This window comes from Providencia sp. PROV076, assembly GCF_028483405.1.
GTDB classification, from domain to species: Bacteria; Pseudomonadota; Gammaproteobacteria; order Enterobacterales; family Enterobacteriaceae; genus Providencia; species Providencia huaxiensis.
The window spans coordinates 1-24,896 of the sequence record NZ_JAMPRR010000020.1; the positions used below are offsets into that span (position 1 = coordinate 1).

Genomic DNA, 24,896 nt, shown 5'->3' on the forward strand with positions numbered 1-24,896 from the left:
AATTTTTCCTTTAAAGAAACGGGTAGGAATTAAACTCAACAGGAAATATCTCGACTTTTAGTCGCTTGTTATTTGTCGCAATATCTCGAACGTAGTTCTTGCTTAATTTATATGTGCTTTATACAGGGTCTAAGGGCAAGCGAATGCAACGGGCTTATATGAAGCATTCTGTTCACAAAAGGAACCTCTATTTAAACCGATTTCATCCCAACGAGCAAAACACAGTTCACTGGAGCGAATGAAGGCTAAACTAATAAGGTGAGTTTAACGACAAGGCTAGTTAAAGGTCTTCCCTTATAATCATCAATGCGTTGTAAAAACTCAGATAGGCGTTTAAGCTCTAATGCCGCTCTATGTACTCGTTTACCTGTGGCTACTGCGCCAGCCATATCTTGCGCGGGGTTATAGTCGATTAAACCGCTTTGTACCGCATAACGCATTATGGCTGTCACACGTTGTTGTAAACGTGCCGCCACATCAAGACGTCCAGACATTTTTACGGCTTTAATGAGTTCGAGGAGATCGCGGGTTTTCAATTCGGCAATATTACATTTACCAATAGCAGCAAAGATATTGTCTTCAAGGCTTTTGAGCACTCTATGGCTATGGCCTTCTGACCACTTCTTTGCATTTTTCTCTGGGATCAATACCATTTGCTATTAACTTTCTACCCGCATCTCTTTTCTTTCTGTCTTCTGCACATAAAATATCAAGGTAAACACCAATAATTAAACCAACAGTAGGTACTTGATGTGGGTTGACCTTAGTATACTTGGGAAGACTGAAAAGTGGGAAAAAGCCTTATAAAACTGGGATTTTAGATACAAAAAAAGACGTCGGTTGACGTCTCTTGATGTTCTTATGGTGCGAAGGCCGGACTCGCTTTTTGTATGCAATGCATTGTTTTTATTTGATATAAATTTATAGATAAACTTTTGTATACTTAAATGTATACTTAGTGGATTGAGGTTTGAAAACTGAGTTAATTAGCACCATCCACCCTCTTACATAAGCTGTTGCCATAATAGCACCTTTATCATTTTTATTGGATATTATTAAAATACTCCCCCTACTCTTATCTATTGTAATCCTTAGTAATTGTTAAAAATAACTTGTCAATAGCTTAACACTGGTCAACAATAACATTTAACTTAAGTTCAATTTCGTTTAGGGACAGGCATGGCTATAGGATATTTTTTACGAGTTGGCGATAAAACAACATGTGGCGGTCAGATTTTAACTGGAGATAATACTTTTATATTCCATGGAAGATCTGCTGCACGTCAGGGCGATCTGGTTACCTGTGGCAAGCATTCAGGAACATACAGCATACTGGGTGGCGTTAGCAATGTATGGGGTAATGGTCGAATGATGGCAGGAACACTAGATAGCTTTAGCTCCTGTCCGTGTAAAGCAAGACTGATAAACTCCATCACAGATTGCTACAGTAAAGAAGATGAACCGATGTCTCGCGCATATAACCCTGTAGCTCCCGAGACTCCTACTCAGCAGCCAATTAGTCAACCAAGTAATCATTACGCTCCTCCTATTATTGCCAATGACAGCAACAAAATTAGAATTGATGCGCAACACCTAATTGATTGTGCTGATGAGCTTTGTGAAAAACATCTTTACTATCCTGATATAAAAAATGCCTTCCAAAGCCAAGTAGAAGCTTTTGCTTATCTTATTGTTGATCAAGTTGAATCTGGCCAAAAAAGTTATGAACAAGGTTCTGCCGAGTTAAAACAGGAAGAGAAAAGCTTACTGGAACAATCACTAAACTGGTTAACTAATGGTCTTTCAATTTTTGGTGGTGCAGGCATGGTGTGGGCTGGTGGTGCATTATGTGGAACAGGGCTTGGCTGTATTATCGGAGCTCCTTTAATTGCACATGGCGCTAATGGTATTTACGAGGGTGTAGAAGGTTTAGTAGAAGGACGAGACGATATTGATGGGCCACTAAGAAAAGGTTATCAAATAGCTGCTAAAGAGCTTGGCTTTAATGAGTCTGTTGGAAATCTTACTTATGACCTTATAGATTTAGGAATATCTGTGCATGGTAAACTAAAACTCGTCCCAAAACTAAATGAATTTGGTGATCCAAAGAAAAATCTATTTATTAAAGAGTACGCGCGACAAGATTTAGAAAAAGCATACAAACAAATGAGTGATAAACTTTTAAGTATTGAAATACTTAGTGATACTATCAATTTATTCAAAATAAAAGATGACATTCAGAATGCTTTTCTTCTAGACCAAGACTCTAATAATGTGATGATGGTTGTTGCTGAACCACAAAGCATTACTAATGTAAAAGATATTGTTGAGAACTGTGAACTTTACATTGTGATTTCAAACAATGATGAAAACAATTCTTACTACAAATGTACTGATGATAAAGGGAATGAGCAGAAGTATCACACTAATGGGGATATTATGAAATGATCCCCTATATTGCTTACTATTTTTTTGCTTTATTAGGGGTAATAGCCTATTTTGAAATAAAAAAACGCTATACCACGAATTACCATTATTCAAAGCGATTAATTCTTGCAAGACGGCTCTTAATCATTTCTGATTATATTATTGCAGCTTATGGTATTTACTTAGCCTCAGAATTAAAAGAAGATACATTATTCAATTGGTGCATACTCGTTTCAGCTGTAATCATTTTATTATTTTATTTAAAAATGATATGGGCATTAGAGTCTTTAGGACGGCGTTAATATAGGGTAGAGCCCTAGTCTCTACCCACATTATACCCTCCCTAAACACTCAATGTAGCTTCATTTGCCAATATACTCATACATCTTTTCCGTCATTACCCACAGCGCCTTATTCAATTTGATATCACCATCAATGCCATTCACCGAACGTGTACGAGCTCGCTTGCCTTTAGCGTTCCAACCAGACAATCCTCCCTTGATTAAATTCTCCTGCAAACGTTGGTATACCGTCCAAAGATCATCTTTCTTGTCTTCCCAGCGACGCGGCTGTAATACTTGTTCTTCCGTAATAGGCTGATGTTCCTCACCAAAGCGATATATCAACGCCGCTTGTGCCAAGGCTTGCTGTGCTGGTGGCGGTAACAATAATGACTGCATCTGTTCGCGCTTTTCAGCCACCGTATCAAACGTTTCCAATACCTCATAAGCCCCTTCAATCACCCTGCCTACCACATCGCCTTTATGTGGCACACGCACTTCACCAAAGGTATCGCCACACACTAAACCATTTTGACATACAGCTCTAAATAACCCCGGTAACATTTGATAGCTACTTGATCCATCATGGCTATTGAGCAAAATAATTTCAGGCACTTGTACGCCCGTAATTTGGTCATGTCGCCGCAGCCTCAACATATGCTTGGTGTGCTCTCGACGACTCGCATCACGTACACGAGTCTGGCACGCAAAGAACGGGTAGAAGCCTTCCTTTTGAAGACTATCTAATAAGGTAATGGTTGGGATGTAAGTGTATCGCTCACTTCTGGATTCGTGTTTTTCTTCAGAGAAAACACTCGGTACAATACGGAATAATTCTTCAATCGTTAATGGGCGGTCACGACGAATGCTATTCGCCGCGCCAAAACGGGAAGCTAAACGAGTCATAATGAATTTCCTTGAAAATAAAGTAGATAGATAAAACTGAAAGAATGAATTAAGAAAGGCGTTAATCGATAAGATGGAAAATGGCTGAACGTTCAGGATGTTGAATGGCGTACTCTCGAAGTTGATAGAAACGCTCGACCAATACTTCACTTTCCGTTCTAAATGACCACTGGCTATACAGCATCAGACAAACTGCCACACCCGCCGCTTCAGGACTCAGACTCGCTTCATTGCCATTATGCATATTGAATAGCATGAGTTTTTCAGGGGCTAAATCTGGGTAAATAAATGCACCGCCGTTGGGTAACGTGCAGTATTCCCAATAGCCGCCAGTGTATTCATCACAGAACTGACCCATGATAGTGAAAATCACCACTTCAAACGTGGTGAAGCTTTTAACGGTGCCAAAGTGGGTTTGCCAGAAATTTGGCCTAGCTGAAAGTGGAACGACATTAGCGAGAATAAATGAGTTTGGTTCTAGCGCAGAAGCAGAATAAGAGGAAGACATATGATTTCTCCTGTTAATAAATTAATAACGGGTAATAAAAATGATGAGTGAACAGGACTACAAACCACCTGTTTGACTACCGATACCTAAGAAGTGTCATGACGACAGTAAACAAAAAGGCCTGCTGATAAGCAGCAGGCCTTAGTGGTAAGAATTGACATGATCACATTAGGGATTGAAATCAAATGTCCAAATGCCTTGGTTGGTATCCACGGCGACCTCGATGACATTGCACGGTACTCCTGGGCTTTTACCCGTAAATAGACGTGTGTAGGTATTACCAAAATTCAGCCTAATGGGCTTCCAAGGACGGTATTCCGCATCCTTACAATTTCCGCGATTAACTAAAATTTTTTTGATGACCACGCTATCAACGTTTGAGGTGATATAGATTTTACTGTATGAACGCCCGGCATTGCTGGGCCCTTCACTGAGTCGAATAGGCGCCTTTTCTGCATAGGCGAAACTCGTCATCAACCCCAGTGAAAGTGCAAAAATGAGTTTTTTCATAATGAGTATCCTTATGATGGAATGAGCGTAAAAATCACGGATATGTCGGACTTGAGCTCGAATAAGGGGACATCTCCCACTCGATTAATGCTGTCACGGTTTTTACTATCCAGTGGCTTCAGTGAGTTAGGTCTCTTATCGTTGAGCCCAAAGGGTACTTAGAGGATAAATTGAGTCCAGCAGCCGTTATCCCCGATTTCAGGGATAACGCTTGCGGCCCCCTTTAAGGTAAAGGTCACGGGCTGGCCGCCGTCAGCGGAGACGGTGACCTGTTTTTCATGACGTAAATTATCCCAAGCGACTTCGACGTGACTTGAGCCGGCTCTGCTTGCGCTGTCACTGATTTGATATACCTCCTTTCCGTCAAATTTCATTTCCAAATATTGCCCCGTATCCATACGGGTTTGATGACCATTGCTATCCGTAAACATAATTTGAATGGGTTTATCCCCTTTGTCTTCACAAGACAGATAAAGCTGAGATTTGCCCTGACCCTGAATGACAAACTCAGTCACGCCTTGCGTTTTGTTACTCGTCCAAGTGTGTGAGTTACCAAAAGCGTGAGTGAATGTGGGTGTTAAAGCTGAAATAAAAAGTGCAGAAACAATAAGTTTTGTTTTCATGATATTTTCCAGTTAGTGATTTTGCCTATTCAGGTAAAAGGCTCTAAGACTTCATTAATACGAACAAAAAGTGAGTACTCAACAAACAACTGATGGTTCTCAATTCTTAATAACGTGACAAACCCTGCGATTTATCGCATTGATTTTTATTAATAAATTTAATTCATTGATACCTCTAAGAGATTGTATCGCCATCATTTCGATGTAGATAATGAAAAAAACCGATCGGTTCGATCGACAAATTCGATCATGACAACGTAAAATCGTTTATCGATGGCCCAATATGACAGTCATTTCATTGAATTAACTAAAGAAAAATGACCAAACAGTGCGCGCTGCTTGAGCGATATGATGAGTTGTTGATTTGAGGGCGTGCCGAGCGATTTGGGGAAGTGGTGCGAAATCAATCACGCGCTCAATGATATCTACGACCGTATCACCGAAAGAGCTACGCGCATGATTGATAACCGTTGTGGTCTGATAGGTATTTTGTAGATGTGGGATTAAGGGACTACGTGCCTGCTTTGGGAGATGAGTAATAATCGCCTCCACCAATTGGGGAAGGTGATATCGGCCTTTAACAGATATCGGAATAATGGTGTCTACAGAGATATGCATTTGTTTGGCGATAGCATGTCGTTTCAATGTGATATGAGCTTGCTGTTGTTTTGAAGGCTGTGCGGATGCCCAGTGCCACTGCTCTACAGGCTCTATCTTATCAACTTGATTCAAAATCCAAATAATAGCCGGTAGCTCTCCGTCATGCTCCATGAATACTGTTTGATAAAACTGCTCTTCAATAGAAAATGCGCGATCATCGGCTTTCAGAACCCAAAGCACCATATCGAGTTTAGGTATCCACTCACGATAGAGTTCACGATATTCCTCGTCACGCGCTTGGCTTTCCCCCACTCCAGGCAAATCAACTAACGTTAATGTATGCCGTCCAAAGCGTAATTTGATCTGTTGGGGCTGCCGAGTACAAGCTTCAACAGCACTGACATCACAAACTTGACTGCGAAATAAGGCATTACACAGACTGGATTTCCCGACACCAGTCTTGCCCAAGATGCCAATTACAGGTTGATAGATAACAAGCTGATTGAGCTCTTTTAATAAGGTTTGACGCAGTGAACGAGGGTAGCGTCGGAGATGACGGCGAATAAGGGAATAGCCCGATAATTTTTTCATATTAACCTCAAAATAAATCCACCATCACAATTGATGGCGGGTGGTTTATTGAGATATCAAGGATGAGATATCACTAAAATGATATATATCTGAAAAAATTTTAAATTAGCTATTTAATATAAAATAGAAAGACTATCCTTTTTTATCATACTCACGCTCTATCAAGGCATTGACGACTTCCTTTTTTGACATCAAATTAAATCGTTTTTTAAGCGCTTCTAACTTTGGAATATTTTCCTTTTTGATATCAAAATGCACATCAACATAACCTTCTTTATTTTTTCTATTTTTCCAAGAAGAGAGTGCACTCGCCATTTTCATTTTTAAATTTTCAGCGGCAAAAACGCCTGTATTTGGTGATAGGTATAGGTAGTCAAAAAAAGCGATTAAAATTGCTTTCCTATTAATATTATACTTTTCACCTAAGCGAAATATAAACTCTGCTCTATCACTATTCATGACAACAGCTAACGTATTCATACCTAAGCGTTGTAAATAGTTATAACAATAATTTATTTCACCCAAGTCATTCATACTCAGAAGCCAACTAGAAACTAAATTATTTTCTAAAATCATGCACTTTTCATGATATTTATTTAGTTTTCCTTCATTCTCACGCCGTCCACTTCGCTGATTTCTTGGCTCAGTGAATTTATCAAACCAAGCAATGATAGAATAATAAATAGAGCCAGATTGAAGATTAAGATAGTTATCCTTCTCTATGCTGAGCAAATCATCAAATTCAGTATCATCAATTAATAACATTAATAATACTAAAAAACATGCTCGCTCATCACTTTTTAACCATTCAAATGCACTTTCTCGAATGCCGTGATTATGATAATTATTTAACATTCTATCAATGAATTTATTTATATCACCATCATGATATGTAAATTTATTTATCGAGTTTTCTATTTGTTTTTTTATATTACTAATATCATTGTAATTCAAATCTGAAATATAAGCTCGCCAATTTCTATAACTCTGTAAGCGATGAATATAATAAATTAATTCCCTTTTATTACTATTCAATAAGACATCATACTCAGAACGTGTCTTCTTACTGAATTCCGTTGAGTAATCATTATAATTAAAAGCCATCTCTCCTCCAGTAAATCACGCCGTGATAATGACAAGATACTACCATTAAAACCTCATGATTTATACTTGTTTTTCACATCAAATTTCCATGATTTATTCATGACTAATTTTGATAAAAACAAGATAAATTCCAGGTACTCAATCACAAAAGATGCTTTTTATGGAAGAAAACAATTCTAATGTAGTACCTACTTGTCATCAAGGAGCGCTTAGTCAAAGTCTGAACATTCAAAGCACTCAAATCCTAGACAAGTTAACCCATGCTTTCCCTCTCCATTTTTTAGTTAAAATATTTCATTAAGGTTAATTAGTATTATTTAATAAAGAAGGTTATTTAATATGATAAAGATCATAATTGATTAATCCACTCCCCAAAATAGTATTGAGTTCAATCTGGCTATTCATTCTCAGTCATTACTATGAATAACTGTAGTTAGATTCATGAAAGGTGAGTCGAGTATCCACTCTTCCATATCAATGGGATTAAAATAAGCCAGAAGAAATATTTGAATCAGTACCTACTGATTTTTAAGTTTTCACTGATTAAATGAAACTTCTTAGCAATTCATGATTGATGATAATTTCCCGCGTAGAACCATAATGATTTATTTCATTCAAAATTTAAAACATACCGTTATCCCATGAGAAACATTAATCACTGAGGATAACCATTATGAAAAGCACAATTAATTTTAATCACAAACCAGACTATTTATTACAACATGATTTATTTAATCATCAAGATGATCTATTTGAATATTATTCAAAACTCCTTATGTTGCGTATCGACTTTGCTTATCGTAAAAACAGTGAATCATTTAAATATGCCGATATTCATCAAATCACTTCGGATATGACATTGTTAATTGAACAAGTAAAAGATATTTATAGCATTGTAGGTTTTGCATGGGTATTAGAATATGGTGAAAAACATCGCTTTCATATTCACGCAGCATTTTACATTAATGGTCAACATCATCAGAAGGTATGGAGTTTTTGGAAAGATATTCGCGATATATGGGACGAAGTTACTGAAGGTGAAGGTTATGCGCACCACTGTGAACCTAAACCATATTATCCAGTTCCTGGTGAACGTGTCATTGAATATTCCGACGAGGATGGTCGTAGTGATATGAAATATATATTAAGTTATTTAGGAAAAGACAGCCAGCGTACAGAACGCCGTATTTATCAGCTCAGCGATATTCCGACTGCAAAAAAAATTGGAAGAAAACGAAATAAAAAATAGGTGAATGAAAACTGGCATCATAATTTCATCCCCCCTAACTCAGGGGGGAATTCTTCATACATGGGAAACAGTCATTAAGCTCGATCTAATCTTTCATGCTGAATCAAAAATAACGCCAGTCAGTTATTGTTTGAAGGATTCCCGCAACTCCCATTATACCTTTTCGAATCCTTCTCCTTTTCAATTATCGGAGAAACAAACAATGGCTATTCAAACAACTGGCACCCCACTACTGAACGACCAATTCATTGACATGAAATTTATCACAGCACTAACGGGGTTAACGGATAAGTGGTTTTATAAGCTGATCCAAGATGGCGAGTTTCCCAAACCGATTAAGTTAGGACGGAGTTCTCGCTGGTTGAAGAGTGAGATTGAAAACTGGTTGCAGGAGCGTATTGCCAAATCCAGAGCCTAGCCGTTACATCACTACCCTTCCCGTACCAATTGTAACATTTAAATCACACCAGAAATTCAACCATTAAAACGTATCATGCCCGTCATGAGGCATTACTACGCCATTACCAACACTGGCTGGATGGCTTTACCAAACTCGCAGTTTGTCAGGGAATGTGTCATCCCTTTATTAAGAATAGCCACCAGCTGATGGTGGCTGATATACGCTTTCTTGATAACGGCAGCACATCCCGCTGTCGTTCCTGCATGCCTGTACTGCTTAATTCACGGTAAAATGCTCCCTGAGCCATTATCTGTACATTCTGATATGGATGTCAGCCTGGAGGTTGATAACCACTTACTAGGTCACTACCCAATGCTGGAGGGTATCCTGCTCAGAGACTGCATACGACTTGTGCAACATTCGTTTGCCAACAAACTGGTTAGTCTATTTAACCAGTTCAATAACCCTGAGCTACGTCTCAAACTAATGTGGCAGTGCTGGTATGATTCGATGCTGGGTTTACTTTCGCTATTATAACTTAACCCGATTACATACCGCGAATAATTGCCTCTCGTCAGTAGAGTACGAAAGCACCTTCAGAAAAGTGTCCTAATTTTGTTGAAAAAAATAAATCATCCCCATTTGATCTTGGGCTTATCCTTTCATGTGTTACAATCTCTTGAATAATTTTTAAGGGATTATAGATTATGACTGACCGTTGATTTTCTGTGGAAGATATTACTGTGTACCTTGACCTTGGTATAAACAAAGATACTATCTATGCATGGCGTGAGAGGAAAGGATTACCAGCACATAGGATCAGCCTATTTTGGAGCTTTAAAACTAAAAAAGTCAATAAATGAGCTATAGGTGGCAATGCTGCAGAATTTACGGAGAAGAGTGATAATGAATAATATTAATGAAAAGCTTTCGCTCACTCTAAGACCTGCATTGATTCATGAAAGTAGAGTCATAGCTGAGCAATATATTCGATTGAAAGATTGGGATTTAGTTCGTGAAGAAGTGTTAGCAAATAACCTTTTGCAGGCTCGAACAGAAAGCACATCTAAAACAGTATATGGTGAAGTTTCTAAACGCTTGAAAAATTTATCTGATAATGAATTAGCGTTGATGACTAAGTCTGATGCCGATGTTAAACATCTCGTTTGGTTAGCTATTTGCCGCCAGTATCCGTTCACGTATCAATTTGCAATTGAAGTACTCTCAGAACGGTATAGCAATAGCCATTTTCAACTTTATCCTGAAGACTATGCCTCATTTTTAAACGCTAAAGCCGAGTGGCATAGCAACTTAGATAAAATCACCCAACAGTCTAGATATAAAGCTCAGCAAATTATGTTCAAGATGCTCACTGAATGTGGCTTAGTAGATGAAAGTAAGGTGATGATACACCAACAAATCTCAAAGGAACTCGAGACGTTGATTAAACAAAGTAACTCTGACTACCTTCGAATTTATCCGGGAGACTATAGCTAAATGTCAGGCAAGTTTAATAGTGTGCTAACTAAGGATAATCTTCCAGATGCATACACACACTTAACAGATGTGCTATCTAGCTCTTCATTCATCAAAATGGAAGGATTAAATGGAGATATTCCTTTTCATATTTGTCCTTTTGAACCGTCGCTTCAGAGTGAGATCAATATACTGGTCAAACAAGTTAAGAATTACTTGAGGGATGCTCAAGTAATGGTCCTTGAAATAAATCTCTACGATCTTGTTATTGATATCTCGAAAAAAGAGGGAGATTGGGAGTGGTTGATTGATAATGAATCAACAATGTCTAAAGATGAGCTAAAGGAAGAGCTTCAAGGCATTATCGACACTAAGACCGTTTTGATCCCCACGATTGTCGATCGAATGACAGAATATAATTTTGACATTCTAATGATTACAGGTGTTGGTGAGGTATTCCCATATATTCGCTCTAGTAGTTTATTGGAAAACTTACAGATTAAAGCAAAAGACAAACCAACGCTGTTGTTTTTTCCTGGCAAGTATAAGCATTCTCTTGAAAAAGGCTCTTCTCTAATCCTTTTTGGCACCTTAGAAGATGACAAGTATTACCGTGCATTCAATATCCTTGATAGGGCAAGTTAAAGGAAGTTGTAAAAAATGAATATGAAGTTAGAAGAACTATTTAAGAAAAAAGTCGACCGCCCTATTGAAGGTGTAATCAAGGCTGATGATGATGTTGCTCTGTACGTCGAATTAGATGAATACATTATTACCGATGAAGTAGCTAAGCGGCTAGATATTTTCTTAGATGCCTACCTTAACTATCAAGGTGCTAACGGCGTATGGGTATCTGGTTTTTTTGGTTCGGGTAAATCTCACCTTCTAAAAATGCTTGCATTATTGCTTGAGAATAATCCAATTGACGGAGTGACTCCATTAGAGCTTTTTTTAGAGAAAAGCCCCCTAAATGAAGGTGGCATATTTGCCAATGATTTCAAGCGTGCGGTCAATATACCATCTGAAAGTATTCTCTTTAATATTGATCAAAAAGCCGATGTTATCAGCAAAACAGAGTTGGATGCTCTAATCGCTGTATTTGTAAAAGTGTTCGATGAACATTGTGGTTTTTATGGTAAGCAAGCTTACATTGCACAATTCGAGCGAGAGCTAAAAGAGGATGGTCTTTTAGAACAATTCAAGAGCAAATTTGAATTTATCAGCGGTAAAAGCTGGGAGCATGGCCGCGCACGTGCAAAAAGAATGGCTGGTGCTGTTGATGAGGCCTACAACGCAATTACAGAGCAACAAGTTTCAGGTATTTTAGATAAATACCGCTCAGATTATCGCCTTTCGATCGAAGATTTTGCTGACCAAGTTAAGAGTTACATATCAGAGCAAGAGGAAGGATTCAGACTTAACTTCTTTGTTGATGAAGTAGGACAGTATGTAGCTGGCAACATTAAATTGATGACAAACTTGCAAACTGTTGCTGAGAGCCTGGCTACAAAATGTAATGGTCAAGCTTGGGTCATAGTGACAGCTCAAGAGGATATGTCATCGGTTATCGGTGAAGTTGACCAACAAAGTGAAAATGACTTTTCAAAGATTCAAGCTCGCTTCAAAAACAGAATGAAACTGACTAGTCAGGACGTAGCAGAAGTCATTCAACGACGTTTATTAGAAAAAAAAGAAGAGTTTATTCCTACTCTGTCAGATCTATACCATGAACAAGAAAATAGCTTTAAGACTCTATTTGATTTTGCAGATGGCTCCCAGTCTTATAAGAACTTCAAAGACAAAGATCATTTCATTCAAAGCTATCCGTTTATTCCGTACCAATTTGGTCTGTTCCAGTCTGCAATTCAAAACCTATCGAAGTATGGTGCTTTTGAAGGTAAACATAGCTCGGTAGGTGAGCGTTCGATGCTGGGCGTGTTCCAACAGGTTGCCATTGCGATAAAAGATCACAAACTAGGTGAACTAGCAACCTTTGACCTTATGTTTGAAGGTATTCGAACAGCATTGAAGACAGCAAACCAGCAAGCCATATTGAGAGCTGAGCTAAACTTAGACAACCAATTTGCTATCCGTCTATTGAAAGCACTGTTCCTCGTTAAGTATGTCAAAGAGTTTAAGCCGACACTACGAAACCTATGCGTGTTAATGCATGATAGTTTCTCGCGCAATATTCCGTCACTCAAGCTTGAAGTAGAGGAAGCATTAAACCTTCTTGAAAAGGAAACCTACATTCAGCGTAATGGGGATTTTTTTGAGTACCTGACGGATGAAGAACAAGATATAGAGAAAGCGATTAAAGACACAGAAATTGACTCTGATGTGATTGCTTCGCAACTAGATAAACTCATTTATGACGGTGTTTTGAAAAATCGCAAAATTCGCTGGGAAGAAAACAACCAAGACTATCCTTTTAGCCGAAAGCTAGACGACAAATTATCAGGTCGAGAAAGCGAATTAGCAATTAACGTTATCACATCTTTTCATGACTACCGTGAAGCGCTTGAGAAGCATAAGTCAGATACGCTATTCAATCATGAATTGAGAGTCGTATTGCCTGAAAGCGCAAGGCTGGTTAGCGACTTAGTGCTCTACAAGCAAACTGAGAAATATGTTGCTCATGAAACGAAAGCAACTCAGCAAGATAATATCAAGCGTATTCTCACAGAGAAAGGGCTACAGAATGTTGAGCGCTACAATCAACTTAAAGCACTAACTTCAAAACTTGTGGGCTCAGCGACTTATTTTGTTGCGGGTAAAGAGGTAGAGCTATCTGGTGAAGATGGCCAAGGCAAGATTATTCGAGCGTTTGGTGAGCTTATCAAATATACCTATCCTAATCTTAAAATGTTACGTGATATTTCATATCGTGAAACTGATATTCCCGACATTATTAAGAAAGCAGATCAAGGACTATTGGGTCATGACACTCAACTGCCAGAACCACAACAAGAAATGTTCTCGTATATTCAAAGAAACAGTCGTGGTGGAGTAAGAACAACAGTTAAGTCTGTTTTGGATAAGTTTGAAAGCAAGCCTTATGGTTGGTCTTATGCAGCTGTATTGTGCAACTTAGCGTATCTTTGTGCTAACAGTAAGGTTGAGGTTCGCGAAGCAACGAATTTGCTCGATGACGCGGAGCTATCACGTGCGCTCCGTAACATTAGTGTTCACGGTAACCTTATTTTAGACCCTCAGGTGGAGTTTACGCCGTCTCAACTAAGAGCCGTAAAAGATTTTTATAACGACTATTTTGAGAAAGTTGCACATGCATCTGAACCGAAAGCGATAGCGAAAGAGCTTCAAGACGCTTTTCTAGAGCAAGCAAGAGGTCTTGATAAGCTACTATCTCAAGCATCGCAGTACCCATTCTTGCGAGTATTGTCAGACATTGTAGAAAAGCTAAATGACTTCAAAACTAAACCTTATACATGGTTTATGACCGAATTGGTTAAGCAAGAAGACAACTTGTTTGATTGCAAAGAAAAAACCATAGATCCAATCGTTAAGTTCATGAAAGGCTCTCAAAAGTCTATCTATGATGTTGCCAAACAAGCGATAACAGAACAAAAAGCCAATATCGAGTATGTTGAGGGCGATGAATATCAAAGTATTCAAAATGCCCTAGTAAATGCAGATATTTACAAGGGCAGCTCGATTCAGCGGCTCAAAACAGATACTGAAACACTGCTAAGTAAAATTCAGGCACAGGTAAAGGTGGAACAAAAGAGTGCTATTGAGAGTATTTATTCTTTGGAAACAAAGCTAATTAGTTTTGAAGAGTTCAAAGCGTTGGAGTTAGAAAGACAAGAGCAACTGAAAGCTGAATTTAAGCGCGTTGTTGCTAAGCTTAAGCAACAGTCATTGATCGCGATGTTGCGTGATGAAGCAAGGCGCTTTGAAGAGCAGACATATAGTCAGCTGGTTCAAAAGCTTATGGATTGGTCGCAACCAGCTCTAGAACCTAAACATGAAGAAAAGCCTGAGTCTAAAAAACAATCGGTAGATGAAAAAACTGTAACTTCTTCAGATGTTCAATCAACGGATAGATCACAAATAAAAAGCGTTTCTGCAAAACAAATTAAAGTTGAATACGCCAAGCCTTGGCTTTCAACGGTGAGTGATGTTGAAGGGTACATTGAAGAGTACAAAAAAGCACTATTACAAGCCATTAATGATGGGAAGAACATACAGCTATGATAGATAAAATTTCACTTGAAAACTTCACTCTTTTTGAACAGCTAGATGTCGATCTTAGCCCAAAAATAAACATTATTATTGGTGAGAATGGTACAGGTAAAACCCAGCTTCTAAAGGCTGCATACGGTGCCTCTAGTACACGGCAACAAATTGGCGCTAGTAATGATGATGTTATTCGCACCAAAATGACAGAAAGGTTCATTGATCTATATATGCCTCTTGATGACAAGCTTGGAAAACTGCACAGAAATGGCGCTGAATCCAATGCTAAGGTAAAGCTTGTTTTTGGGGACGGTAAGGATATCGAGTTAGGTTTTTTTAATAATTCTCAGTCAGTTACGATAAAAGGTAAAGGGCAGCTAGATGAAACCTTAGCAGCTCCAGTTTATATACCGACTAAAGAGGTGTTGTCCTTTATGAAAGGTTTTAGCAGCCTTTATGAGCGCTTTGACCTTTCTTTTGATCAAACTTATCAAGATATATGTCTATCTCTTGATTTACCTGAGATTAGAGAAAGTGCTTTACAAGAGAAGGCTAAATGGGCAATCGATAAGGTAAATAAAGTTATTGGCGGCAAGTTTGTTTTCTACGGTGGAGGCAAAGTTACGTTTCAATCGGAAAATAATGAATATTCAGCGAATGTGGTGGCAGAGGGCTTCCGTAAAGCAGGAATGTTGGTAAGACTTTTAGAAACGGGAGCAATTCAACCAGGTATCAGTGGGACAGTTTTTTGGGATGAACCAGAGTCTAATTTGAACCCTAAGCTGATGGAGATGTTGGTTGAAATATTGCTAGAACTATCGCGTCAAGGTCTCCAGATAGTCTTAGCGACTCACGATTATGTTTTTTTGAAGTGGTTTGATCTATTGGCGGATAAGAACAAAGGCGATCAAATTCGTTTTCATGCTTTGTATCGTGAAGGGGGTCAAGTTAAAGTGGAAACAGCTGAAAATTATAAAAGCCTTTCAGAAAACTCAATATCAGATACTTATAGTGATCTTACGAAAGCCCAAGTTAGATTAAAAATGGGAGGCTTGGGTCAGTGATATTGAGTGAAAGAGATCTGGAGTTTAGTTTTGAAGATGCGATAGACGCAATTGCATTTGATGAAGTGAAAAACAAGGCCTTACCTAACTATCACGGTGTTAGCGTTATGAGTCGTGTCGATTTTGTTGTTGAACTACCAACAGCTATTTTATTTGTGGAAGTTAAAGACCCATGTAATCCAAGAGCTAAAGAAAAAGACGTAAGAAAGTTTAAGAAAAATGTAGAAAATGGAACTTTGAGTTCAGTGTTTGCTTCAAAATTTATAGATACATTTATATACCGGTGGGCAGAAGATAAAGTTAATAAACCGATACATTATATAAATTTGGTCACTTTGGAAGAAGAGCTACTTGGTGTTTTGTCTGATGGGATTACATCGAAGCTACCTCCAATGAATCATGATGTACCTAGATGGCAAAAACAATTAGTTAATAATGTACAAGTATTTAACATTGAGTCATGGAATGAAAATTTCCCTAAGTGGCCAGTTAGACGTGTCGTTCCAGAATAAATAAGAGAAAACGGTAATGGATACATCCAGACTAAAAAAATTCGCTCAGTTTGCCCGTAGAAGCCTGATTGAACAAGTACAAACCAAACTAAAATTTGTTCTTGCAGAAGATAGCTTAGCTCGTCGTGAGTCACCGAAAGCGCTCAAAGAGCTAGAGAATAAAAAACAAGAACTAGGTGAAAAACAGCTTCTTGAGCAGGTAGCCTACACCTGGTTCAACCGTTTCTGCGCACTTCGGTTTATGGATGCAAATCAGTACAACCATATTATGGTGGTTTCGCCAGTCGCTGGGCAGTTCCAGCCTGAGATCTTAGCTGAAGCAAAAGCTGGTCACCTAGATGACGGTATTTTCAATGAAAAAGCACGCGATGAAATTAATGGCCTGTTAAGTGGAACTATTCCGAGCCTTGATGGACAGTCAGAAGCCTACCGATTAATGATCGTTGCAGTATGTAATGATTATCACCGTTTGATGCCTTACCTCTTTGAACGTATTGAAGACTATACAGAATTGTTGATGCCTGATGACTTATTATCGGGTAACTCGATTTTGGCGTATACCCGTGAGGCAATGACACCTGAAAACTGTGAATCAGTTGAATCGATTGGTTGGTTATATCAGTTCTATATTTCAGAGAAGAAAGACCAAGTTTTTGAAGGTCTAAAGAAAAACAAAAAAATCACGCCGGAAAACATTCCAGCGGCTACCCAACTATTTACCCCACACTGGATTGTTAGGTACTTAGTGGAAAACTCTCTCGGCCGCTTATGGATGTTAAATAACCCTAACTCGAAAGTAATTGAGCAGATGGATTACTACATCAAACCTATTGAAGAAGAGAAAGACTATTTAAAAATCTCTAGTCCGGAAGAGTTAAAGGTTTGCGACCCAGCATGTGGCTCTGGTCATATGCTGACTTACGCTTACGATTTGCTATATGCAATTTATTTGGATACGGGTTATGACGCTTCGGAGATCCCTGAGAAAATCTTAACCAATAACTTATATGGTATAGAGATTGACAAGCGCGCTGCAGAGCTTGCTGCTTTCGCGTTAAGTATGAAAGCACTTAAAGGTAATCCTTTAGATGAAAGCAATAACCGCCGTCGTTTTTTCCGAAACCCAATTGAACCTAACGTCTGTTATATTCAAAATGTGTCTTTTTCTGATGCTGAGCTTGATGAGTATTTTGATTTTGTCGGAGTTGACCTATTTACTAAAGATCTAAGAGCAACACTTAAAGAGTTTGAAGAAACTGATAATTTGGGTTCATTAATTCGACCAACATTAAAAAATCCGGCAGATGTATTAGCTGCTTTGAACTCTAAAGATGTTTCAGGGCAGCTCTTTTTAGCTGATACGCATAAATCTGTGTTAAAGGTGCTTAAGCAAGCTGATTATTTGAGTCAAAAATATCATGTGGTAGTTGCTAATCCACCTTATATGGGTAGTAAAGGAATGAACGCTCGTTTAGCCAAGTGGAGTAAAGATAATTATCCAGTTAGTAAAGCAGACTTATATGCGATGTTTATTGAGCGCAATTTATATCTCACTGTTAATTCTGGATATTCAGCAATGATCAACATGCAAAGTTGGATGTTCCTTTCCTCTTTTGAGAAATTAAGAAGTAAATTATTTGGACAAGTAGCTATTACCTCCATGCTTCACCTAGGTACGAGAGCTTTCGATAGTATTGGAGGGGAAGTTGTTTCAACCACAGCATATGTGCTTAAAAATAAAGATGATTTGTACCACAAAGGTACTTTTATTCGCTTGATTGATGGTCGTTCCGAGTTTGAAAAAGAAAAAATGCTATTGAATGTACTATTAGATACTAATAGTACTCATTTGTTTACTGCCTGTACACAGGATTTAACCCTAATTCCTGGCTTCCCCGTAGCTTATTGGGTCACTCCAAGTGTAATGAAAGCTTTTAAAGGTAAACAGCTACGAGATTGTGCTGATGCAAAACAAGGTATGGCAACCTCTGATAATGACCGGTTTTTAAGGTACTGGTTTGAAGTGTCAAAAAATAATAGTTGTTTTAACTGTAAAAGTCTCCGCGAATCTGAGAAACGAAGTGAAAAATGGTATGCCTATAATAAAGGTGGCTCATTTCGTCGTTGGTATGGGAATAATGAGTATTTAGTTAATTGGCACAAGAATGGTGAAGAGCTAAAAGAATTTGTTGAAGAGCTCAATAAGCTTCGTCCTGGTGGACGATTAAAAAATCAAGAATATTACTTCTTAGAAAATATCACGTACTCAGCATTAAGTTCAGGTGATTTCTCTGCTCGTTATAATGCACCGGGCTTTATCTTTGATACAAAGGGTTCTTGTATTTTCCCTAAACATGTAGAATTAGATTACCTCATTGCATTCTTAAATAGCGTAGTAGCTCAAGAGTTTCTAAATATACTATGTCCAACGCTAGACTATAGCTCTATTGGTATTAATTCTTTACCAATTCGTGATGAATTTTCCTTTTCATCAGTTTCCCAAATGATTGAAATATCAAAAAAAGATTGGGATTCTTCAGAGTTATCTTGGGATTTCCAATCAAGCCCTTTGATTAAAAAAAATGTATTAATTGAAAATTCTTATAATTCTTTAGTTGATAATGCTAAAGAACAGACTAACCAACTTAAACATTTAGAGGAAGAAAACAATAAAGAATTTATTAATATATATCAGCTAGCTCATCTTGATTATAAAGTTAGTAAATCTGAGGTATCTTTAAATTGTAATCCTGATTTTCTATATGGAAGTGACTGTAGTAAAGAGGAAAAGGATAGACTATTTCTTAATGCTACAATAGTAGACTTTTTGTCATATTCCGTTGGATGTATGTTTGGACGATTTTCAATTGATAAGAGTGGTCTGATCTTAGCTGATTATGCGGAAACTCTTGAAGAATATTTAAAACGCGTCCCGCAAGCTAGATTTAAGCCTGATCGAGACAATGTCATTCCATTAATTGATTTTGAAGGTGACTGGTTTGAGGATGATATTTCTGAACGCTTTAAACGGTTCTTAAAGGTAGCTTTCGGAGAGGAATACTTTTCTGAAAACTTAAGATTCATTGAAGAAGCTATCGGTAAAGATATTAAGAAGTATTTTGTTAAAGACTTCTATGACGATCATGTTAAGCGTTACAAGAAGCGTCCAATTTACTGGATGTTCTCTAGCCCTAAAGGGTCGTTTAATGCACTGATCTACATGCATCGCTATAACAAAGATACGGTGGACATTGTGTTAAACAATTACTTACGTGAGTTCCGTACCAAACTGCTAGCTCGTAGAGCAAGCTTAGAACAAATCGAGATTAGTGCTTCTGCAAGCCAGAAAGATAAAACGCAAGCGATAAAGACAATCGCTAAGATCAACAAGGTATTAGACGAAATCAACGACTATGAGCACGATGTGCTCTATCCACTTGCGAGTGAAAAAGTGGAAATAGACTTAGATGATGGTGTGAAGCACAATTACCCGCTATTTGGCAAAGCACTTAAAAAAGTACCAGGTTTATCTTAAGGCACCTCATGGCAACAAGAATTACAGTGGCACTTAAACATTTGTTCGAAAAAAATAGAATCGTATTTTGGTATGACGACAAACGTGAGCTACGCGCGGATTTTGAGAGTTTACATCTTCAAAATATTGAAAAAATTGAAATCAGCAATAATGAGTTCTCTATTAAACATAGGGTGTTACGTGAACAGCCTAAAACGAACTTTTTGCTGTATAAAGAAGATAAGCAGCCAGAGCCGCTGAAGAACTGGTTATACGATATAGAGCTTGCTAATACAGTGTTTAAAACCGACCAAGCGGCTATCTGGCTCAGTGAGCTGGATTTGCCTGGTGAATTTTCCGAGCTGATAGAAAAACACACTAAGTTTTTTGAGCCACAGGGTGACAGCGAGACCGAACGCTCACAAGCCGAATCACGCAAGAGTTTATTGAAGAGTTTGCTTGATACTGATGACACCATTAGTCAAGTAAGACTAAAAATGTTAGCAGTAGCGGCTGGCGCGAAGCAAAAAGGTGATGCTCGTTTAGATGTAATTTTGGAACTGCTGATGGCTGAGCAAGCTGTCGGTGATGTGTACTCTTTTGTTGTGAGTTGCAATCTCCAAGAGTTCTTATGGCAACAGGTGGCTATTCAATACGGCTACCAAAGTGATACCCCATCAGTCATGGATTTTGTTTTTGAACTGTTTAAGTTTAGCTATCTTGCAGAGCTATCAACGGGATTACAAGGTGTCAGCTTAGATGCTGGAGCTTCACAAAAGCAAAATATGACCAACAACTCACTGGTGTTTTTCAAGCGCTGGAAAGATAGTCGTACGCATCAAAACACGTTTGAAAACCTGTCGAAGAAATGCGCTTTAGATTTAGATATGGAAAGTGATTTAAATCAACGCTCGTTGAAAGAGCTTATAGAGCTAGATTATTTCGAGCTCATAGACATCAAAATTATTCATGATCTCGTCCGTGGCGTTGCTCAGCGTATATATTCTCAAGGTGAGGTGACACTTTGGTGCCGACAAAGAAGGCAAGGGCATTGGTATAAAAAATATGAGCTTCTATATGAAGCTGTTGATGTCGCCAGTCAGTTCTTCGCACTGCTAGATACGGCTCAATTTGATATGCCTGACGCTTCCCAAGCAGTGAAGCGATATACGAGCCAATGGTTCAAACTTGATCAGCTGTATCGACAGTATATTTATGCGCTTAAAGTCTCTTCACAGCATTCTTTGTTAGACACGTTGACAAAGCAGATTGAAAATCTATACATCAACAGTTACGTACAGCCTCTTACCAATGCGTGGCAAACTCATGTTGACGCCATGACTGCATGGAAGGTTACCGATGTTGAACCTCAAAATCGCTTTTTTAAGAAGTATGTAGAGGGGCAGTACTTAGCTAAGAAGAAGAAGGTCTGTGTCATTATCTCTGATGCTTTCCGTTTTGAAGCTGGTGATGAAATGGTAAGTCGTATAAGACAAGAGGATCGTTTTGAAGCAACGTTGGATTATGCGTTATCTTCAATGCCAAGCTATACCCAACTGGGAATGGCTTCTCTATTGCCGCAATCTAAAGAGTATCCATTACAGTTGGCTGACAACAAAACGGGTACGGTATTGATGGGTAATATTTCAACGCAAGGTACTGATAATAGAAATCAAATTTTAAGAAAAATTGTCGGTGCGCGCTCAAGTGCGGTTAAAGCTAAAGATCTCATTGAAAATACTCAAGCTCACAACCGTGAGCTGCTCAAAGCTAATGATGTTCTGTATATTTATCATAACCGTATCGATCACACGGGGGATAAGATGCAGTCGGAGGGCGAAGCATTTGAAGCGACCGAGAAAACTTTCGAAGATCTCCTCAAACTTATCAAGAAGCTGACCAATGCTAATGCGAGTAATATTTTAATTACCGCAGACCATGGGTTTATCTATCAAAACAGAGTATTAGATGAAAGTGATTACCTTACAAAAGATGTTGAAGGTGAGGTTCTATACCATGATAGACGCTTTATTTTAGGCAAAGGCTTAACTTGCGGTAAATCACTAAAAACTTTTAGTAACGATGAACTTGGTGTAGTTGGTAGTGTACATGCTGTGGTACCGAAAGGTATTCAGCGCTTAAGATTAAGTGGCTCCGGTAGTCGATTCGTACATGGTGGATCATCTCTCCAAGAAGTAATCATTCCAATCATTAGCATCAATAAGAAGCGTTCTAGTGATGTAAGAATGGTTGAGGTTGATGTACTTAGAAGTGGCTCAAGTGTTATCACAAGTGGACAAATTTCAGTAACTTTGTATCAAGAAGAAGCCGTAACTGAAAAAACACAACCTAGAACACTGAGATTGGGTATCTATTCGGAATCTGGCATGCTTATTTCTGACTGTCATACTGTAAACTTAGATCTGACTTCGGAGAATCCTCGAGAGCGTGAAATGAAGTTACGTTTCTTATTAAATCAAGAGGCTGACTCAGCTAACAATCAAGAAGTAATCCTTCGATTAGAAGAAGTGGTTGTCGGCACCAATCAGTTCAAGACTTACAAAGAACTGCGATATACCATTCGTCGCTCGTTTACGTCAGATTTTGATTTCTAGAAAGATTAATTCACGCTAACAGGGATTTTGGTAAGAAAGCATTAGGGCGAGTATATGAGTGAACTTAACCAAAAAATTTGTGATGAATTTGCAGGCTTAGTTGTTAGGAAAGACTTAGTAAAAACGGTCAAAAGCAATGCGATTGTCCCATCGTATGTTTTGGAGTATTTGCTAGGGCAGTACTGCGCTACTAATGACGAAGCTAGCATAGAGTCAGGCATTCAAACAGTTAAAGAAATTCTAGCTAAGCACTACGTTCATCGAAATGAAGCTGGGTTCGTGCGTTCTACTATTCGAGAAAAAGGCCGACATAAAATTATTGATAAGGTCAGTGTTTCGTTAAACGATAAGAAAGATGTATACGAAACTGAGTTTTCAAACCTTGGTATTAAGAAGATTTTGATTGATTCAGAGACTGTAAAGAAACATCCTAAATTACTGGTCGGTGGTGTTTGGGTGATCGCTGATATTGAATACGATCATACCGATGATAAAGATGTAAGTCCTTGGCTGTTAAGCGCTATAAAGCCGATTCAAATGTCGCACTTCGATTATGATGGGTATATTGCATCTCGCAACAAATTTAATCTTGATGAGTGGATTAATGTATTAGTGCAAAGCATTGGATTCAACCCTGATTTCTTTGGTCGAAGAAGTAAGTTGATCCAGCTAGTACGTTTGATCCCATTCTGTGAGCGAAATTATAATCTCATTGAGCTAGGCCCTAAGGGGACTGGTAAATCTCATATCTACTCAGAATTCTCACCTCACGGTATTTTGATCTCTGGTGGTGAAGTTACGGTACCGAAGTTATTTGTAAACAATTCCAGCGGCAAACTAGGGCTAGTGGGTTACTGGGACACGGTTGCATTTGATGAATTTGCAGGTAAGCAAAAGCGAGTCGATAAAGCTCTTGTAGATATTATGAAAAACTACATGGCGAACAAATCGTTCTCTCGAGGTGTTGAAACTCTTGGTGCAGATGCGTCAATAGTTTTTGTAGGTAACACAGAACACAGTTTGACTTATATGCTAAAGCACTCTGATTTGTTTGATGCCTTACCAGAGAAGTTTTACGATTCTGCTTTTTTAGACCGGATCCACTTTTACATCCCTGGCTGGGAAGTAGATATTATTCGTGGGGAAATGTTCTCAGATGGCTATGGTTTTGTTGTTGATTACCTTGCAGAAGTATTACGTCACTTAAGAAATCAGGATTACTCAGATCAATACCAAGAATACTTTCAGCTATCGTCTCAAATATCCACTCGTGATAGAGATGCAATCCATAAGACATTTAGCGGATTAATGAAAATCTTGTTTCCTCAAGGTGGGGCGAGTGAAGCTGAAATAGAAGAGATCCTGAAATTTGCAATGGAAGGCCGTAAACGAGTGAAAGATCAGCTATTTAGGATTGATAGCACCTATGCAGATGTTAACTTTGCCTATAATGGTAAAGGTGGTAAAGACGTTCCCGTTTACACTATAGAAGAATTGCAATACCCCAACTATTTCAATAAAACAGTCGGTGATGTTACTGAAATTAGCATGTCTGAGTCAGGGGTTGATGTGGCTGAATATTCACCTGATAGCCCTCTTAAGCAGTCAACCGATGATATAAGGAATAATAAGCTTAAAGAGCAACGTCTTACGTTTGCAGAGAACCAACGAGGCGTGAGTTATGACAGTTTGTTTGGCCCTTATTTAAAAGATGCTAAACATATAACGATCAAGGATCCTTATATTAGATTGTTCTACCAAGCAAAGAACTTGATGGAGCTATTGGAAACTGTCGTTAAACAAAAGCAAGAAGGAGACGAAATTGTTGTTAGCTTAATAACTGTTGAAGATGAATTCAAAGGTGTGCAACAACGTGAGTACTTTGAGAAAATACAGGCCTCACTATTTTCCGTAGGCGTTAAGTTTGCTTATTCATTTGATACAACTGATAGTCTGCACTCAAGGCATATAGCCACTGATACAGGATGGATAATTTCCTTAGACCGAGGTTTAGACATCTATCAACAATATGATACAAATGATGCTTTTAGCCTTACAAATCGATTACAAAAGCATAGAGCGTGTAAGTCATTTGAGGTGACATATATTAAAACTGAGAATTGAATATTTGAGTATTTGAGAACAGCGAGTTGATCAATTGATTTAATAAAGCGTCAAAAATTTGTTTTACTGAGTTTGCAAGCATTGGTGAGAAAACGATTACCATTGCAGATTACACACATGCAGACTGAATGCTGCTCCAAGGAATCAACGCAAAACATTTACGGGGTTATGACAAGAGATTGTCAGATTGTC

Annotated in this window: 19 protein-coding genes and 1 pseudogene; 13 read left to right on the forward strand and 7 right to left on the reverse strand. The window is 38.3% G+C overall.

The window, feature by feature from the left end; translation table 11 throughout:
* Positions 1-248: 248 nt before the first annotated feature.
* A pseudogene (locus PSF67_RS14280) lies at positions 249-732 on the reverse strand (tyrosine-type recombinase/integrase); the annotation flags it as partial.
* A gap of 447 nt (positions 733-1,179) precedes the next feature.
* Between PSF67_RS14280 and PSF67_RS14285 the strand changes: the two are divergent.
* Positions 1,180-2,448, forward strand: a complete 1,269-nt coding sequence (locus tag PSF67_RS14285) for a DUF4225 domain-containing protein (RefSeq protein WP_272669452.1) — start codon at positions 1,180-1,182, stop codon at positions 2,446-2,448.
* Positions 2,445-2,729, forward strand: a complete 285-nt coding sequence (locus tag PSF67_RS14290) for a hypothetical protein (protein ID WP_034782413.1) — start codon at positions 2,445-2,447, stop codon at positions 2,727-2,729. The genes PSF67_RS14285 and PSF67_RS14290 overlap by 4 nt, the downstream gene beginning before the upstream one ends.
* A 60-nt stretch (positions 2,730-2,789) precedes the next feature.
* Here PSF67_RS14290 and PSF67_RS14295 read toward each other — a convergent pair whose 3' ends face one another.
* From PSF67_RS14295 to PSF67_RS14320, 6 genes are all read right to left on the reverse strand, one after another.
* Entirely contained in the window at positions 2,790-3,614 is an 825-nt protein-coding gene (locus tag PSF67_RS14295; RefSeq protein WP_272677189.1) for a DUF932 domain-containing protein, read from the reverse strand.
* Between the two features lie 61 nt (positions 3,615-3,675).
* A complete protein-coding gene (locus tag PSF67_RS14300) occupies positions 3,676-4,122 on the reverse strand; it encodes an antirestriction protein (protein WP_272669995.1) in 447 nt (148 codons plus the stop codon).
* 168 nt (positions 4,123-4,290) lie between these two features.
* Positions 4,291-4,632, reverse strand: a complete 342-nt coding sequence (locus tag PSF67_RS14305; RefSeq protein WP_272677192.1) for a hypothetical protein — start codon at positions 4,630-4,632, stop codon at positions 4,291-4,293.
* Between the two features lie 158 nt (positions 4,633-4,790).
* A complete protein-coding gene (locus PSF67_RS14310; protein ID WP_272669999.1) occupies positions 4,791-5,255 on the reverse strand; it encodes a hypothetical protein in 465 nt (154 codons plus the stop codon).
* 303 nt (positions 5,256-5,558) lie between these two features.
* Positions 5,559-6,446: a GTPase family protein gene (locus PSF67_RS14315; RefSeq protein WP_272670000.1), complete on the reverse strand. Its 888-nt coding sequence runs from the start codon at positions 6,444-6,446 to the stop codon at positions 5,559-5,561.
* 132 nt (positions 6,447-6,578) lie between these two features.
* Positions 6,579-7,550, reverse strand: coding sequence for a hypothetical protein (locus PSF67_RS14320; RefSeq protein ID WP_272670002.1), 972 nt, complete (start codon positions 7,548-7,550; stop codon positions 6,579-6,581).
* Positions 7,551-8,223: 673 nt separating this feature from the next.
* Between PSF67_RS14320 and PSF67_RS14325 the strand changes: the two genes are divergently transcribed.
* The 11 genes from PSF67_RS14325 to brxL all read left to right on the forward strand — a co-directional run bounded on the left by PSF67_RS14325 (position 8,224) and on the right by brxL (position 24,704).
* On the forward strand, positions 8,224-8,799 hold the full coding sequence (locus PSF67_RS14325; protein WP_272670004.1) for a hypothetical protein: 576 nt from the start codon (positions 8,224-8,226) through the stop codon (positions 8,797-8,799).
* Positions 8,800-9,001: 202 nt separating this feature from the next.
* Positions 9,002-9,217 carry a helix-turn-helix transcriptional regulator gene (locus tag PSF67_RS14330; RefSeq protein ID WP_272670006.1) on the forward strand — a complete coding sequence of 72 codons (216 nt, stop codon included), beginning with the start codon at positions 9,002-9,004 and terminating at the stop codon, positions 9,215-9,217.
* Between the two features lie 210 nt (positions 9,218-9,427).
* Positions 9,428-9,736, forward strand: coding sequence for a hypothetical protein (locus tag PSF67_RS14335; RefSeq protein ID WP_272670008.1), 309 nt, complete (start codon positions 9,428-9,430; stop codon positions 9,734-9,736).
* A 369-nt stretch (positions 9,737-10,105) separates the two neighbouring features.
* The gene (locus PSF67_RS14340) at positions 10,106-10,696 is read left to right on the forward strand and encodes a DUF1819 family protein (protein ID WP_272670009.1); all 591 of its coding nucleotides are present in this window, start codon (positions 10,106-10,108) and stop codon (positions 10,694-10,696) included.
* Complete coding sequence (locus PSF67_RS14345) at positions 10,697-11,320, forward strand: DUF1788 domain-containing protein (RefSeq protein ID WP_272670011.1); 624 nt, start codon at positions 10,697-10,699, stop codon at positions 11,318-11,320.
* Positions 11,321-11,335: 15 nt separating this feature from the next.
* Positions 11,336-14,893 carry a BREX system P-loop protein BrxC gene (gene brxC / locus PSF67_RS14350; RefSeq protein ID WP_272670012.1) on the forward strand — a complete coding sequence of 1,186 codons (3,558 nt, stop codon included), beginning with the start codon at positions 11,336-11,338 and terminating at the stop codon, positions 14,891-14,893.
* Complete coding sequence (locus PSF67_RS14355) at positions 14,890-15,939, forward strand: AAA family ATPase (RefSeq protein WP_272670013.1); 1,050 nt, start codon at positions 14,890-14,892, stop codon at positions 15,937-15,939. Before brxC ends, PSF67_RS14355 begins: the two co-directional genes overlap by 4 nt.
* Before the next feature lie 2 nt (positions 15,940-15,941).
* Positions 15,942-16,451 (forward strand): hypothetical protein, encoded by a 510-nt coding sequence (locus PSF67_RS14360; protein WP_272670016.1) that lies wholly within the window; start codon positions 15,942-15,944, stop codon positions 16,449-16,451.
* A 16-nt stretch (positions 16,452-16,467) separates the two neighbouring features.
* The gene (pglX, locus tag PSF67_RS14365) at positions 16,468-19,986 is read left to right on the forward strand and encodes a BREX-1 system adenine-specific DNA-methyltransferase PglX (protein WP_272670018.1); all 3,519 of its coding nucleotides are present in this window, start codon (positions 16,468-16,470) and stop codon (positions 19,984-19,986) included.
* A gap of 8 nt (positions 19,987-19,994) precedes the next feature.
* Positions 19,995-22,580: a BREX-1 system phosphatase PglZ type A gene (gene pglZ / locus PSF67_RS14370; RefSeq protein ID WP_272670020.1), complete on the forward strand. Its 2,586-nt coding sequence runs from the start codon at positions 19,995-19,997 to the stop codon at positions 22,578-22,580.
* 54 nt (positions 22,581-22,634) lie between these two features.
* Entirely contained in the window at positions 22,635-24,704 is a 2,070-nt protein-coding gene (brxL, locus tag PSF67_RS14375) for a BREX system Lon protease-like protein BrxL (protein ID WP_272670021.1), read from the forward strand.
* The last annotated feature ends 192 nt before the right edge of the window (positions 24,705-24,896 follow it).

Excerpts from the sequence above, each read along its gene's own strand:
- PSF67_RS14315 (WP_272670000.1), bottom strand. The coding sequence starts at position 6,446 with ATGAAAAAATTATCGGGCTATTCCCTTATTCGCCGTCATCTCCGACGC.
- PSF67_RS14290 (WP_034782413.1), top strand. The coding sequence starts at position 2,445 with ATGATCCCCTATATTGCTTACTATTTTTTTGCTTTATTAGGGGTAATA.
- PSF67_RS14345 (WP_272670011.1), top strand. The coding sequence starts at position 10,697 with ATGTCAGGCAAGTTTAATAGTGTGCTAACTAAGGATAATCTTCCAGAT.
- PSF67_RS14330 (WP_272670006.1), top strand. The coding sequence starts at position 9,002 with ATGGCTATTCAAACAACTGGCACCCCACTACTGAACGACCAATTCATT.
- PSF67_RS14355 (WP_272670013.1), top strand. The coding sequence starts at position 14,890 with ATGATAGATAAAATTTCACTTGAAAACTTCACTCTTTTTGAACAGCTA.
- brxC (WP_272670012.1), top strand. The coding sequence starts at position 11,336 with ATGAATATGAAGTTAGAAGAACTATTTAAGAAAAAAGTCGACCGCCCT.
- PSF67_RS14310 (WP_272669999.1), bottom strand. The coding sequence starts at position 5,255 with ATGAAAACAAAACTTATTGTTTCTGCACTTTTTATTTCAGCTTTAACA.
- pglZ (WP_272670020.1), top strand. The coding sequence starts at position 19,995 with ATGGCAACAAGAATTACAGTGGCACTTAAACATTTGTTCGAAAAAAAT.
- PSF67_RS14300 (WP_272669995.1), bottom strand. The coding sequence starts at position 4,122 with ATGTCTTCCTCTTATTCTGCTTCTGCGCTAGAACCAAACTCATTTATT.
- PSF67_RS14320 (WP_272670002.1), bottom strand. The coding sequence starts at position 7,550 with ATGGCTTTTAATTATAATGATTACTCAACGGAATTCAGTAAGAAGACA.
- PSF67_RS14305 (WP_272677192.1), bottom strand. The coding sequence starts at position 4,632 with ATGAAAAAACTCATTTTTGCACTTTCACTGGGGTTGATGACGAGTTTC.
- pglX (WP_272670018.1), top strand. The coding sequence starts at position 16,468 with ATGGATACATCCAGACTAAAAAAATTCGCTCAGTTTGCCCGTAGAAGC.
- PSF67_RS14295 (WP_272677189.1), bottom strand. The coding sequence starts at position 3,614 with ATGACTCGTTTAGCTTCCCGTTTTGGCGCGGCGAATAGCATTCGTCGT.
- PSF67_RS14325 (WP_272670004.1), top strand. The coding sequence starts at position 8,224 with ATGAAAAGCACAATTAATTTTAATCACAAACCAGACTATTTATTACAA.
- brxL (WP_272670021.1), top strand. The coding sequence starts at position 22,635 with ATGAGTGAACTTAACCAAAAAATTTGTGATGAATTTGCAGGCTTAGTT.
- PSF67_RS14285 (WP_272669452.1), top strand. The coding sequence starts at position 1,180 with ATGGCTATAGGATATTTTTTACGAGTTGGCGATAAAACAACATGTGGC.
- PSF67_RS14340 (WP_272670009.1), top strand. The coding sequence starts at position 10,106 with ATGAATAATATTAATGAAAAGCTTTCGCTCACTCTAAGACCTGCATTG.